Annotated in this window: 11 protein-coding genes; 10 read left to right on the forward strand and 1 reads right to left on the reverse strand. The window is 75.3% G+C overall.

Annotated features, from left to right (window positions below; all coding sequences use genetic code 11):
• Positions 1–46: 46 nt before the first annotated feature.
• From ACZ38L_RS00970 to ACZ38L_RS01010, 9 genes are all read left to right on the forward strand, one after another.
• Positions 47–487 carry an SRPBCC family protein gene (locus tag ACZ38L_RS00970; protein WP_465687926.1) on the forward strand — a complete coding sequence of 147 codons (441 nt, stop codon included), beginning with the start codon at positions 47–49 and terminating at the stop codon, positions 485–487.
• Positions 488–774: 287 nt separating this feature from the next.
• On the forward strand, positions 775–1,917 hold the full coding sequence (locus ACZ38L_RS00975; protein WP_465688023.1) for a glycosyltransferase: 1,143 nt from the start codon (positions 775–777) through the stop codon (positions 1,915–1,917).
• A 439-nt stretch (positions 1,918–2,356) separates the two neighbouring features.
• Complete coding sequence (locus ACZ38L_RS00980) at positions 2,357–3,856, forward strand: exopolysaccharide biosynthesis polyprenyl glycosylphosphotransferase (RefSeq protein WP_465687928.1); 1,500 nt, start codon at positions 2,357–2,359, stop codon at positions 3,854–3,856.
• A 6-nt stretch (positions 3,857–3,862) separates the two neighbouring features.
• Complete coding sequence (locus ACZ38L_RS00985; RefSeq protein WP_465687930.1) at positions 3,863–5,176, forward strand: O-antigen ligase family protein; 1,314 nt, start codon at positions 3,863–3,865, stop codon at positions 5,174–5,176.
• Positions 5,173–6,912 carry a lipid II flippase MurJ gene (locus ACZ38L_RS00990; RefSeq protein WP_465687932.1) on the forward strand — a complete coding sequence of 580 codons (1,740 nt, stop codon included), beginning with the start codon at positions 5,173–5,175 and terminating at the stop codon, positions 6,910–6,912. The genes ACZ38L_RS00985 and ACZ38L_RS00990 overlap by 4 nt, the downstream gene beginning before the upstream one ends.
• Positions 6,902–7,696, forward strand: a complete 795-nt coding sequence (locus ACZ38L_RS00995; RefSeq protein WP_465687934.1) for a polysaccharide deacetylase family protein — start codon at positions 6,902–6,904, stop codon at positions 7,694–7,696. The genes ACZ38L_RS00990 and ACZ38L_RS00995 overlap by 11 nt, the downstream gene beginning before the upstream one ends.
• A complete protein-coding gene (locus ACZ38L_RS01000) occupies positions 7,693–8,835 on the forward strand; it encodes a glycosyltransferase (protein ID WP_465687936.1) in 1,143 nt (380 codons plus the stop codon). Before ACZ38L_RS00995 ends, ACZ38L_RS01000 begins: the two co-directional genes overlap by 4 nt.
• A gap of 1 nt (position 8,836) precedes the next feature.
• Positions 8,837–9,538: a YveK family protein gene (locus ACZ38L_RS01005; RefSeq protein ID WP_465687938.1), complete on the forward strand. Its 702-nt coding sequence runs from the start codon at positions 8,837–8,839 to the stop codon at positions 9,536–9,538.
• Positions 9,535–10,707, forward strand: a complete 1,173-nt coding sequence (locus tag ACZ38L_RS01010) for a GNAT family N-acetyltransferase (RefSeq protein WP_465687939.1) — start codon at positions 9,535–9,537, stop codon at positions 10,705–10,707. Before ACZ38L_RS01005 ends, ACZ38L_RS01010 begins: the two co-directional genes overlap by 4 nt.
• Here ACZ38L_RS01010 and ACZ38L_RS01015 read toward each other — a convergent pair.
• On the reverse strand, positions 10,688–12,082 hold the full coding sequence (locus tag ACZ38L_RS01015; RefSeq protein ID WP_465687941.1) for a glycoside hydrolase family 26 protein: 1,395 nt from the start codon (positions 12,080–12,082) through the stop codon (positions 10,688–10,690). The two genes, ACZ38L_RS01010 and ACZ38L_RS01015, sit on opposite strands and share 20 nt — an antisense overlap.
• A 276-nt stretch (positions 12,083–12,358) precedes the next feature.
• Here ACZ38L_RS01015 and ACZ38L_RS01020 point away from each other — a divergent pair, with 276 nt between their 5' ends.
• Positions 12,359–13,312, forward strand: a complete 954-nt coding sequence (locus tag ACZ38L_RS01020) for a hypothetical protein (RefSeq protein ID WP_465687943.1) — start codon at positions 12,359–12,361, stop codon at positions 13,310–13,312.
• Positions 13,313–13,447: the final 135 nt, after the last annotated feature.

Genomic DNA, 13,447 nt, shown 5'->3' on the forward strand with positions numbered 1-13,447 from the left:
GTTCAGCCGTCCCGCGCGCCGCGCGGCGGGAACAGAAGGAGCAGCCATGGCCCAGGTCCACGCCAGCACCGAGCGGACCTACGCCGCCTCGACCGAGCAGGTCTACGAGGCCCTCGCCGACTACCGCACGGTCCGTCCGAAGCTGCTGCCCGCCCAGTACAGCGAGTACGAGGTCCGGGCCGGTGGCATCGGCGCGGGCACCCAGGTGCACTGGAAGCTGCAGGCCACCGAGAAGCGGGTCCGCGACTGCCTGTTCACGGTCACCGCGCCGGCGCCCGGCAAGCTGGTGGAGACCGACGCCAACTCCTCGATGGTGATCACCTGGACGGTCAGCTCGGCCGGCGCCGGCCAGACCAAGGTCCAGATCGAGACCACCTGGCAGGGTGCGTCCGGCATCGGCGGCTTCTTCGAGCGCACCTTCGCGCCCAAGGGCATCAACCGGATCCACGACGAGGTGCTGGCCCGGCTCGCCGACCAGGTGAAGTAGGACCGACCGGCGAACGGCGGGTGGAGGGAGCGGGTCGGGAGCCGAGTCCGCCCGGGCCGAGGACGGAGCAGCGGCGGAGCTGCGGCGACTGACGGCAACGGCGGCAGGCGAGAGCGGTCGGCCCGCGCCGCCGCCCACCGCCTGTCGGTCGGTCCGAGGGACGGGAGCCGGCGACGACCCGCCGGACGTCCGTACGAGCGGCCAGCCGTCCGAGTGGTCCCCGGCCCCGGGCGGGTGACAGCGGGCGAAGCGGCCCGCCGTGCCGCCCTAGGCTCACGGCCGTGAATCTGACGATCCTTCATGTCTCCCAGCCGGTCGACGGCGGCGTCGCCCGCGTGGTCACCGACCTGGTCCGGGGGCAGCGCGTCGCCGGCCACCGGGTGCTGGTCGCCTGTCCGCAGGGCGGCCGGCTCGGCCGCGAGGCGGTGGCGGCCGGCGCCGAGGTCCTGCACTGGCCGGCCCGCCGCTCGCCCGGGCCGTCCGTGCCCGGCGAGACCCGACGGCTGCGACGGCTGGTCCAGGCCGCCGCGCCGGACCTGGTCCACCTGCACAGCGCCAAGGCCGGGCTGGCCGGCCGGCTGGCGGTCCGTGGCCGGCTGCCCACCGTGTTCCAACCGCACGCCTGGTCGTTCGCCGCGGTCACCGGCCCGCTGGCGAGGGCCGGCTGCCGCTGGGAGCGGTACGCGACCCGCTGGGCCGGCTCGGTGCTCTGCGTCAGCGAGCAGGAGCGGCTGGACGGCCTGGCGGCCGGGGTGCGGGCCGACTACACGGTCGTCCCCAACGGCGTCGACCTGCGCCGTTACGCGCCGGCCGAGCGCCGCGCCGCCCGGCTCTCGCTCGGTCTGGACCTCTCCGGGCCGCTGGCGGTCTGCGTGGGCCGGCTCTGCCGGCAGAAGGGCCAGGACCTGCTGCTCGCGGCCTGGCCCGCGGTGCTGCGCCGGGTGCCGACGGCCCGACTCGCCCTGGTCGGTGGCGGCCCGGACGCCCAGGCGCTGGCGGCCCAGGCCCGGGCGCTGCCCGAGCCGTACCGGGTCCGGCTGACCGGTGACGTGCCGGATCCGCGGCCCTGGCTGGCCGCGGCCGACCTGGTGGTGCTGCCGTCCCGCTGGGAGGGCATGGCGTTGGCGCCGCTGGAGGCGATGGCGATGGCCCGCCCGGTGCTGCTCACCGACGTCCCCGGCGCCCGCGAGCAGTTGCCCCCCGCGCACCGCGCCGCGGGTCTGATCGCCGCGCGGGACCCGGCCGCGCTCACCCACGCGCTGGCCGAGGCGCTGGCCGATCCGCTGGAGTGCGCCCGCCGGGGCGGGGAGGCGCGGGAGTGGGTGACCGCCCGGCACGATGTCCGTTCGGTGGTGGCCAGGGTGTCGGAGCTGTACCAGAAGTCGATCGGTGACGGCCAGCCGCCACCCCGTGTCCCCGTGCGGATCTGATCGTTCTCAGGCTGTGAAAGTCCTACCGGGTAGCGTCGCCGAATTCGCGTCAAGGCTCGCACCGAAGTTCGATCTCGGGGTCGAACTGGTCTGGAAATGCGATGGATTGTCGATTATCCGGCGATCAACCGAGGTGTCCGGTCGGAAATTCCTACTAATGGGCGGGTGGAATGAAATGGCCAGTCAACTCCCGGAAAGCTTGCGACTGTTCGGTAATGTCTGACTTTGCCTGCTTCTTTCTCCCAGTGCGAGATCCTCGACCGGATCCCTCGACTCGACTCGACGTGAATCGACTCGCCTCGACGGGCCGGAGCGAGAACCGCTCGCCCGACCAGCAGGTGCTACCCGGACCGCGCCCACGGCGCCGGGCTCGCGGCGCCGGCCTCCCGGTTCCGGGATCTCGCCACCAGGGGCACACAGCAGGGGAGTTCGTGCGCTGATGACCATTGACCACGAGAGCGTGCCGCGGGCCGAACCGGCCGGCCGGCGCCTGTCGACCGAGCTCCTCGACCGGCCGGCCCGGCCACCGGCCTCGCCGGACGCGCCGTCCTCCGGCCGGGGTCGCCGCGGGCTGCGCTCCCGCACCGCCGTCCCGGCCGGTCTGCTCGTGGTCGACGCCACCGCCGGCTGCGCCGCCGCCGCGGCCTGCGCCGCCGACCCGGCGCACCCACTGGCCGGCGCGGCCGCGATGCTCCCGCTGCTGCTGCCGCTCAACCTGGCCGGCGGCCTCTACCGGCTCCGGATGACCCCCTCCGCCCTCGACGAACTGCCCGCCCTGCTCGCCCGGGCCGCGGTCGCGCTGGCCTTCGCCGTCACGCTGGCCGGCTGCCTGGCCGGCCGCTGGCCCTCGGCCGGCCCGGTCACCCCGCTGCGGCTGCTCACCCACCTCGCCGTCTTCCTGTTCACCGCCGCCGTCGGCCGGGCCGTGCTGTACGGGGTGCTGCGCAGGGTCCGCCGGTGCCGCCCGGTCCCGGTCCTGGTGCTCGGCGCCGGACCGCTCGGCCAGCGGGTGGCGGCCGCGCTGCGCGAGCGACCGGAGTACGGCATGCGCCCGATCGGCTACCTGGACCCTGACCCGCACCTGCTGCCCGGCGACTCCCCGCTGCCGGTGCTCGGCGGCCGCGAGGTCCTGGAGCGCGAGGTCCGCCGGCACGGCGTCCGCCGGCTGATCGCCACCGCCGGCGCCGCCCAGGAGCAGGAGACCGCCGCCACGCTGCGCGAGGCCACCCGACTCGGCTGCCAGGTCTGGCTGGTGCCCGCGCTGCGCGAGCACGGCTCGCTGGAGCCGGCCGTCCGCCGCGGCCCCGACCACCTCTGGGGCTTCCCCTGCCTGGAGCTGGGCCGTCCGGCGATGCGCCGCCCGGGCTGGGTCGTCAAGCGCGCGCTGGACATCACCGCCGCTGGCCTCGGCCTGCTGCTGCTCGCTCCGGTGCTGGCGCTCTGCGCGCTCGCGGTGCGCTGGGACACCGGCCCCGGCGTGCTCTTCCGCCAGCAGCGCACCGGGCTGGACGGCAGGACCTTCACCGTGCTCAAGTTCCGCACCCTGCGGCCCAGCAACGAGCACGAGTCGGCGACCCGCTGGAACATCTCGCAGGACCACCGGATGGGCGCGATCGGCCGGCTGTTGCGGCGCAGCTCGCTGGACGAGCTCCCGCAGCTGTGGAACGTGCTGCGCGGCGACATGACCCTGGTCGGCCCGCGCCCGGAGCGCCCGTACTTCGTGATGCGGTTCAGCCAGGCCTACCCGGAGTACGCCGACCGGCACCGGGTCCCGGTCGGTCTGACCGGCCTGGCCCAGGTCAACGGCCTGCGCGGGGACACCTCGATCGAGGACCGGGCCCGCTTCGACAACCACTACATCGAGAGCTGGAGCCTCTGGCAGGACGTCAAGATCCTGCTGCGCACCGCGGCCCTGCTGGCGCGCCCGGACGGGAGCTGACACGCCGTGGCCCTGGCCCTCCCGCTGCCGCTCCCCACCGCCTTACGCCATCCCGGGCGGGCACTGCTCAGCCGGCCCAGCCTGCTCGCCGCCGCCACCGTCCTGCTGGTCTGTGTGCCGACCGGCGAGGAGGACGTGACGGCGGCCGTCCACGTCACCCCGGCCGACCTGGCCTCGATGGGACTGGTCGCGCTCACCGGCCTCGACCTGCTGCGCGGCCGGACGGTGCGGATCAGCCGCCCGACCGCCGTGCTGTTCGCGGCGGTGGCCTGCGCCGCCGCGGCGGCCACGGTGGCCTCCGTCGACCCGTCCGCCAGCCTGACCGGCTTCGTCCGGCTGGTGCAGGTCTTCGTGCTGGTCCCGGTGGCGGTGCTGACGGCGCTGCGCGACCGCACCGACCTGCGGCTGGTGCTCGGCGCCTTCGTGCTCGCGGCGCTGGTCGAGGGCGGGGTCGGCACCGACCAGTACCTCACCGGCACCGGCGCCTCGTACGCCGGCGAGCCGATCCGGGCGGTCGGCACCTTCGGCGCGCTGGACATCATGGCGATGTCCGGGGTGGTCAGTTTCGGCCTGATCGCGGCGCTGGCGCTGGCCCTCACCGAGCGCGGGAACCGCCGGCTGCGGGGGGCGCTGCTGGCCGTCGCGGCCTTCCTGCTCGTCCCGCTCGCGGTCTCCTTCAGCCGGGGCAGCTGGATCGCCACCGCGGTGGCGGTGACCGTGCTGCTGCTGAAGTTCGACGTCCGGGTGCTGCTGCGCGGCGTGGTGCTGGCGCTGGCCGCCGTGGTGGTGCTGGTGGGCGGCCTGGGCGCGGGTGGCGGCGGGGTGGCCGAGCGGCTCAGCAGCATCGGCTCGGTCTCCGGTGGCAACGAGGACCACTCGGTGAGCGACCGCTACGACCTGTGGGCCACCGCCCGGTCGATCTGGGCCGACCACCCGGTCACCGGCGCCGGCCCGAAGAGCTTCCCGCAGCTGCGCGACTCGCACGCCCCGCTGCGGCTCTCCTCCGGCAGTGACGCCGCCGACGCCACCATCGGCTTCGAGCGCGAGCCGCTGCTCTCCCCGCACAACATGTACTTCCTGGTGCTCAGCGAACAGGGCCTGGTGGGCATCGTCGCGTACGGCGGGCTCTTCCTCGCCCTGCTGCTCGGTTGCCTGCGCCGCCCGGGCCCGGACGGCCTGGCCGCCGTCGGGCTGCTCTGCTGGATCCTGGTGGATTTTCTGTACGCGGACATCGGCGGCAGCACCACGGTGCTGACCTCGGTGATCCTCGGCATCGCCGCCCGGCGGGCGTTGCCGGACCAGGTGGACGGGACGCGATGACCCCCAGCCAGAGCCTCACCGTCCCACCTCCACCCCCGTCGCCATCACCGGCCCCGGCCGCCACGCCCGCACCGCGCGCCGAGTCCTTCCTGGCCCGGGCCTTCGGCGTCACCGCCGTGCTCAGCGCCGCCGGCTCGGCGCTCGGACTCCTCCGCGACCTGTTGCTGGCCCGGTTCTTCGGCGCGGACGAGGGCACCGACGCCTTCCTGGTCGCCTGGACCGTGCCGGAGACCGCCGCGCCGCTGATGATCGAGGACGCCATGGCGTTCCTGATGATCCCGGCCTTCAGCCTGGCCCTGGTGCTCCGTGAGGAGCGGCCGGATGGTCCGGACCCGGTCGGGCAGCTGACCGCGGCCACCCTGCCCGGGCTGCTGGCGGTGCTCTGCGCGCTCTCCGGGGCCACCGCGTTCTGGGCCCCGCAGGTGGTGCACGCGCTGGCCCCCGGGCTGGCCGACCCGACACTGGCCGTCACCTGCACCCGGATCACCGCGATCACCATCCTGCCGTTCGGGGTGGCCGGCTACCTGGGGGCCGCGCTGCGGGCGCACCACCGCTTCACTGCGCCCGCCGGCATCTACGTGGCCTACAACCTGGGCATCCTGGCCGTGCTGACGGCCTGCCACACGCTGCTCGGGGTGCGCGCCGCCGCGCTCGGGGTGGCCTTCGGCAGCCTGCTGATGGCCGGGGTACTGGTCGGACCGTTCACCGCCCGGCTGCGGGCCGGCCGCCGTCCGGCCCGGCCCGTCGGCCCGGTACGGGCCCGCGGACTGGTGCTCAGCCCGCTGGCCCTGCTGCCGGTGGCCGCCTTCACGCTCAGCCGGCAGTCCCAGGTCTTCATCGAGCGCTATCTGGGCTCGGATCTACCGGCCGGCACCATCTCGCACCTGAACTACGCCGCCAAGGTCTCCCAGCTGGCGATGACCACCGCCATCCTGATCTGCACGGTGACCTTCCCGCTGGTCGCCCGGGCGCTCGCGGCCGGGGACCTGGAGACCGCCCGCGACCGGGTCGAGAAGGACCTCGGCCAGGCCGCCGCGGTGGTCCTGGCGGGCATGGCCTTCCTGTTCGCCTGCGCCCACCCGGTGGTCGCGCTGCTCTTCCAGCGCGGTGCCTTCGACGCGGCGGACACCCGGGCCACCGCCCAGGTGATCCAGGTCTACAGCTTCGGCCTGCTGGCCCAGGCGCTGATCGGAGTGATGGTCCGGCCGTTCTTCTCGATGCGGCCGGCCGTCCGCCGGGCCGACGACCCGGGCCCGGAGCACGCCGGTGGCGGACTGCTGGACTGGTACCCGGTGGCGGTGATGGCGGTCGGGCTGGTGATCACCATCACCGTCGGCCGGCTGGCGATGCCCGACTACGGCGCGCTCGGCCTGGCGGCCGGCAACGCGGCCGGCATCAGCACCACCGCCGTACTGCTGCTCCGCGGGCTGTCGCTGCGCGGCATCGCGCTGCGGATGCCGCAGGTGCTCGGCGGCCAGGCCCGGCTGCTGGCCGCGGCGGCCGGTGCGGCGGCGGTCGGCACGGTCGCGGCCGAGGTCAGCACGGAGCCGGTGCTCTCGATCACCGCCGGTGGGCTGGCCGTGCTGTTCGGCTACGTCGCCCTGGGGACCCTGTTCGGCGCCCGCGAACTGCGCGGCCCGGTCCGGTCGGCGCTGCGGCTGGTCCGGCGGGCCGGCGCGCGGGTGCCAGGTCCCCGTGACATCCCGGAAGAAGGAGCGCTGTCCGATGGCCACTGATCCCGGTTACCGGGCGGGTCTGCCACGGCAGGCCGCGGGGCAGGCCCGCCGCGGAGCACCGTGGATCCTGATGTACCACTCGGTGGCGGACGAGGAGGAGGATCCGTACCTGCTCACCGTCAGCCCCGGGCGGTTCGCCGCCCAGATGCGCTGGCTGGCGAACCGCGGCTGGCGCGGGGTCAGCATCCGTGACCTGTTCGCCGCCCGGGCCGCCGGGCAGGGCGGCCGGCTGGTCGGCCTGACCTTCGACGACGGCTACGCGGACGTGGCCGGACATGTCGTTCCGGTGCTGCGCGCCTACGGCTTCACGGCCACCGCGTACCTGGTGACCGACCGGCTCGGCGGGGAGAACGGCTGGGACGCCGAAGGGCCGCGCAAGCAGCTGCTCAGCGTCCAGCAGGTACACGAACTGGTGGGCGCCGGTTGGGAGATCGGCTCGCACGGACTGAGCCACCGGTCGCTGCGGGGCATCCCGTCCCAGCAGTTGCGGCGCGAAGTACGGGAGAGCCGCCTGGTGTTGGAGGAGCTGGTGGGCGGCCGGGTGGGTGGCTTCTGCTACCCGTACGGCGCGGTGGACGAGCCGGCCGCGCGGGCCGTCGAGGAGGCCGGCTACGACTACGCGGTGGCGATCGGGCACAGCCCGCTGGCCGGCCGGTACGCGCTGCCGCGCTGCTACGTGGGTGACCGGGACGGTGCCTGGCGGCTGCGGGCCAAGCGACACCGGCAGGGGCTGCGTGACGTGGTGGCCGAACTGCGCCGCGGCGGCCGGGGGGTGGCGCGGTGAAGGTGCTGCACGTCATCACCGGCCTGGCGGCCGGCGGCGCGGAGCGCCAACTCCTGCTGACCCTTCGCCACCTTCCGCGGCACCACTGCGAAGTGGCCACCCTGACCAACCCCGGCACGGTCGCCACCGCGCTGCGCGCCGAGGGTTTCACCGTGTACGACCTGGCGATGCGCGGCAACCGTGACCTCGCCGTGCTGCCCCGGCTCACCGGGCTGATCCGGCGCGGCGGTTACGACGTGGTGCACACCCACCTCTACCGGGCCATGCTGTACGGCCGGTTGGCGGCCCGGCTGGCCGGGGTCGGTGCGGTGGTGGCCACCGAGCACTCGCTGCACGCCGGGACCATCGAGGGCCGCCCGGTCACCGCCGGGGTCAGGGCGCTCTACCTGGCGGCGGAACGGCTCGGGTCGACCACCATCGCGGTCTCCGGGCAGGTCGCCGCCACGCTCGCCGACTGGGGCGTGCCGGCGCGACGGGTGCGGGTGCTGCCGAACGGCATCGACGCCGCGCACTACGCACTGCCCACCGCCTCCCGGGCCGCCGTCCGGCAGACCGTGCGAAGCGGGCTCGGACTGCCCCAACGAGCCTATGTGGTCGGCGCGGTGGGGCGGCTGGTGCCGGGCAAGCGATTCTCGGTGCTGGTCGAGGCGCTGGCCGGGCTCCCGCCCGAGCGCGATCCGCGGCTGCTGCTGGTGGGGGAGGGGCCCGAGCGGGCCGCCCTGGAGGCGCGGGCCCGGCGGCTCGGGGTCGCCGACCGGCTGCTCTGCACCGGTGAACGGGACGACGTGCGCGACCTGTTGACCGCGATGGACGTGCTGGCGGCGCCCTCGGTGGAGGAGACCTTCGGGCTGGCCGTGCTGGAGGGGTTGGCGGCCGGCCTGCCGGTCCGCCACAGCGCCTGCCCGGCGCTGGACGAGCTGCCGGCCGAGGCCGCGCCCGGCGCCCGCAAGGTGCCCTCCGACCCCGCCTCGTACCTGGCCACGCTGGCCGCCCCGGTACCCCGGCGCAGCCCGGAGCAGTCGCAGCCACCGGCTGTGGCCCACTACGACATTGCCCGTACGGCCGCCGAACTGGCCGACCTGTACCAGCGGTTGGGGCGCGGCGCACGGCCCGTTCCGGCCGGACCGAGGGAGTCCTGAGATGTCCGAACTGCGCAACCACGCACGCTCGTTGGCCCGTCGCTGGTGGCCGGTCGCGGTCGCCGTGCCGTTCGGCGTGGTGGCCGGGGCCGGATACGGCGTGCTCGCGCCGCCGGCCTACTCCGCCAACTCCTACGTGGTGGTGGTGCCGCAGAACTCCGGTGAGGCCGGGGTCGCGGTCAACTTCGCCCAGGCGTACGGCCGGTTGGCCGGGCAGCCGCAGGTCCTGGACCTCGCGGCGGCCGCGGCCGGGCGCAGCGGCACCGAGTTGGCGAACCTGGTGCGCGGCACCACCTCGCCGGACGCGCCGGTGATCGAGATCGACGGCACCGGCCGGCACCCGCAGGACGCGGTCCGGTCGGCCGACGCGGTGGCCAGGGCGCTGGTGACGTTCGCCAACGCGAGCAGCAAGCAGACCGGGGTCAGCCTGGTCCCGCTGGCCGCCGCCGCCGAGCCGGACCAACCGAGCACGCCGAGCCCCACGCTGGACGTCGCGGTCGGCGGGGCGGCGGGCGTGCTGGTCGGGGCGCTGGCGATGATGGCCCGGTCGAAGCGGCGAAGCGAGCCAGGGCAGGACGTGCCGCTGCCGGGTCCGGCGCCCGCCGCCGAGCAACCGTCCGCCGAGCGACCAGCCGTCGAGCGGGCCGCCACCGAGACCGCGAAGCCCGTCGAGCAGCCCGCGGCGGCCGGGAGCCCCCGGTGACCACCACCCACCCGGCTCCGGCCCCGGTCGGCACCGTGCCGGCCGCCCCCCGCTGGACCAGCGAGATCCGCCGCGACGACCAGGCGTTGACCGAGCTGGCCGCCGAGTGGGACGCGCTCGCCGCCCGCTGCCGCACCGCCACCCCGTTCCAGGCCGCCGCCTGGCAGCGCTCCTGGTGGCACCACTACGGGCGCCCCGGCACGCTGCGGCTGGTCCTGGTCCGCCGGGACGGCCGGCTGGTCGGCGGGCTCGCGTTGCGGCGCGGCCGGCTGGGCGGACTGACCGCGCTCGGCGGCGAGCTGGCCGACTTCACCGAGGCGCTGGTCGACGACTCCTGCGCCGCCGAGGCCGCGGCCCGGCTGGCCGAGGCGCTGCCGCTGCGCCGGCCCTGGCACGCGCTCGACCTGCGCGAGGTGCGCCCCGGCTCGGGCGCCCATCTCGTGTACGCGCACTGGCGGGGCCGCCGGCACCAGCTGCTCGACTCGCTCTGCCAGCACCTGCCCGCCGTGCCGATGGAAGAGCTGCTGGACCGGCTGCCGGGCCGCACCGCGCAGCGCAGCCGGGCCAAGCAGCGCAAGCTGGCGCAGCTCGGCGTGGTGGCGCGGCGGGCGACGCTCGAGGAGGTCCCGGCGACGGTGGCCGACCTGCTGTGGCTGCACGCCCGGCAGTGGGAGTCCCGCCGGGTCACCCCGGAGCACGTCAGCGCCCGGTTCGCCGCGCACCTCACCGAGTCCACCGCGGGCCTGGCGGCGCGCGGCGACGCCGTGCTCTACCGCTACCACCTGGACGGCGAGCTGGTCGCGGTCAACCTGCTGCTGCGCTGCCCGTCCTTCGCCGGGCTCTACCTCTACGGCACGGACCCGGGGCTGCGCGATCGGCTGGACATCGCGGGGCTGCTCTTCGGCACCTCGCTGGCGGACACCGTGCGGGCCGGCATCCCGGAGATAAGCCTGCTGCGCGGTGAGGAGCCGTACAAGGAGCGCTGGCGCCCGCTGCGCGGGCACAACCACCGGCTGCTGCTCGGGCCGCGCCGGTTCGCGCCGGCACTCACCCTCCGGCTGACCCTGGCGCGGCTGCGGGCCGCCGCCGCGCCGCGGCTGCGCGGGCCGGCGCGTCGGGTGCGCGGACTGCTGGACCGCCGCCGGTGGTTCAGCGGCCGTCGGGCCTGAGCGGTACGCCGTCCGCTCCGAGCGACAGTTCGGGCGGCGCGGGCGGTGCGGGCGGTGCCGGCGGGACGGGCGGCCCGCCCGGCCGGTCGGGCCGGGAAGGGCGGGGCGGCCGGACCGGCACCGCGTTCGCCGTGGGGCCGGTCTGGTCTCCCGGCACCGGTGGGGCGGTCGGCACGGCGGGCGGCCGGGGCACCGCGCAGCCGGCCCCGCCGTCCGGCCGGACGGGGCGCAGGACCTGCGAGCTCCCCGGGCAGGGCGGCGGCGTGGTGGCCGCCGCGACGCCCCTGGAGCCCGCCATCAGCGCGCGGAACACCGCGCTGCTGCGCGGGTTGCTGCGGCACTCCCAGAAGCCGTGCGGGCAGTAGTCGGTGACGGTCTGGTAGGCGGTGTCGTGGGTGCGCATCCAGTCGACCATCCGGCGCACGAACTCCGGGTTGTCGCCGTTCCGGAACAGCCCCCACTCGGGGTAGGAGACCTGCTTGCCGCGCCGGGCCGCGAACTCGACCTGGTCCCGCAGGCCGTACGGCTCGCGCACGTAGTCGTCGAAGGTGGCACCGGCTGGCTGGTCGTAACTGTCCGTCCCGATGATGTCGACCACGTCGTCGCCCGGGTAGCACCTGGTCCAGGCGATCGCGTCCAGGCCGCGGTTGGGGGTGAAGTCGAAGCGGAACCGCTGCCCGGGCACCGAGCGCAGCACGTCGACGACCCGCCGCCAGTAGGCCTTCCAGGCGGCCGGGTCGGGCTTGCAGCGCGAGGTGTAGGTGACGCCGTTCATCTCCCAGCCGAGCACGATCACCGTGTCGCCGCCGCCGAGCGCGACCAGCTTCCGGCCCAGCTTGAGGAAGTGCTGGTCGAAGTCGCCGCGGGCGCCCTGCTGGAGCAGCCGGGCGACCTGGTCGTCCGGCAGGTTCGCCTCGTTGGGCACCAGCATCGGCACGTTGAGCACCAGGGTCCGGGTGGGGTCGGTGAGTCGCCACTGCGACCAGAGGGCGAGCACCCTGGTGTCGCCCTCGACGTCGTTCCAGGTGTTCCCGGCCAGATAGGTGTGGCCGACCTGGAGGTTGGCGCCGTTCAGCCAGGTCGCGAGCTCGGCGATCTGCGGGATGTAGGTGTCCCAGGAACCGACGAAGGCGCCGAACGGCGCCTCGTGCGGGGCCAGCCGGGCCGGCGGGCGCGGGGCGGCCCCGCGCGGGTGGGCGATGCCGTCGGGGGAGGTGACGCCCTCCGAGGAACCCGATGGGCCCGATAAGGCCGAGGAGCCCGAGGAAGTGGCCGGGACCCGGTCGGCGGTGGGCTGGGAGCCGAGGCCGGCGGCGCCGGCGGTGGTGAGTAGAAGTAGCGCGGAGGCGGCCAGCGCCAGGCGGCCGATTCGCATGTCTCTCTCCTCGGGCTTCCCTCGGGGCTTCACGAGGCGGACCCGGACACGGACGCCTGCAGGGCTGACAGTACGGCCTGCCGGACGTCAGAAAAGCCGAATGTCACTCCAAAGGGGACATTTGTCGTAGGGCTGGCCGAATGCGACAAGAGTTGTTCGCCTGCGGAATGATTTTCGGTCGCGGCGCCCCCGCCGATTGTCTGGTTATCCGCCCATGAGCTGGACGGGCGGCCCCGCTGTGCTGACGGCCGAGCGTAGGCCAGGTACCCTCCCGAGGTGTCCTGGAAGCCGTTTCGAACTCTGACCCCCCGGTCGGCCCTGCCCGCCCTGGCCGTGCTGCTGGTGCTCGGCGCGGGTGCCGCCGCCCACGCCAACCGCCCGGTTCCGTTCGGCGACCAGGTCTCCGTGCCGGGTAACGCGCAGGCCAGCCCGGTGGGCGCGGAGGCGGTCGGCACCGCCCAGCCCGACCTGCGGGTCGGCCCGGGCCTGGAGGCCTACGACCCCACCACGGGCGAGCTGCTCTGGTCCTACCGGCGGGACGGCGCCACCGCGCTGAACGTGTCGGTGCTGGGGGGCAGCGCCATCGTGGTCTGGGACGACGGCATGGTCACCTCGGTCCAGATGAGCGACCACTCGGTGCGCTGGCACCGGGCCGTCCCCGGGCTGGCCGACTGGCTGCAGCACGGCAGCGACGAGAGCGGCACCGGCCAGCTCACCGACGCCCAGCGCACCCGGCTGGAACAGCAGCGGGCCGCCGCCGCCGTGCGCACCGCCACGCTGCCCGAGCCCTGGGTCGAGGTGCTCACCCCCGACCTGACCATGGGCTTCCGCGACCGCGACGGTGACCTGCGGTTCAACGCCCGCCCGATGTCGGGCTGCCAGTTCGACCCGCTGCGCAGCGTCGCGACCGACAACGCGGTGCTCGTGCCGCGCACCTGCACCGGCACCACCTCGACCGGCCGCCCGCTGCCCGGCGGGGTCTCCGGCTCCGAGCTCGACGGCCACGGCTGGCTGCTGGCGGCCGGGCCGCAGGTGAAGCTGAGCCGGGTGAACGGGCACCAGGTGCTGCTCGACGACGGTCCGCTGGTGGGCAGCCGGATCTTCGACACCGAGCAGGGCATCGACGTGACGCCGTGCGGCAGCCCGAACGAGCCGTTCGCCGCGCTGCCGCCGGACGGCGGCTGCCCGGCCGGTGCCGCGGCGCCCGCGGCCGGGGGTGCCGGGCGCTGATCGTCCGCGGCGGCGGTGGGCGACGGGTGGCGGCGGTGGGCGACCGGAGAAATCCTTCCGGGTCCGCTCGGGCGGCCCGGTAGACTGACCCGCATGGCTGTTCTCCCCGGGCATTAGCGGCGCCTGCTGGCGAGC

It is taken from the genome of Kitasatospora sp. NPDC024654, assembly GCF_055559155.1.

Bases quoted from the DNA above. Each gene is read 5' to 3' on its own strand.
- ACZ38L_RS00995 (WP_465687934.1), top strand. From the start codon at position 6,902: ATGGCCACTGATCCCGGTTACCGGGCGGGTCTGCCACGGCAGGCCGCG.
- ACZ38L_RS00970 (WP_465687926.1), top strand. From the start codon at position 47: ATGGCCCAGGTCCACGCCAGCACCGAGCGGACCTACGCCGCCTCGACC.
- ACZ38L_RS01015 (WP_465687941.1), bottom strand. From the start codon at position 12,082: ATGCGAATCGGCCGCCTGGCGCTGGCCGCCTCCGCGCTACTTCTACTC.
- ACZ38L_RS00980 (WP_465687928.1), top strand. From the start codon at position 2,357: ATGACCATTGACCACGAGAGCGTGCCGCGGGCCGAACCGGCCGGCCGG.
- ACZ38L_RS00990 (WP_465687932.1), top strand. From the start codon at position 5,173: ATGACCCCCAGCCAGAGCCTCACCGTCCCACCTCCACCCCCGTCGCCA.
- ACZ38L_RS01005 (WP_465687938.1), top strand. From the start codon at position 8,837: ATGTCCGAACTGCGCAACCACGCACGCTCGTTGGCCCGTCGCTGGTGG.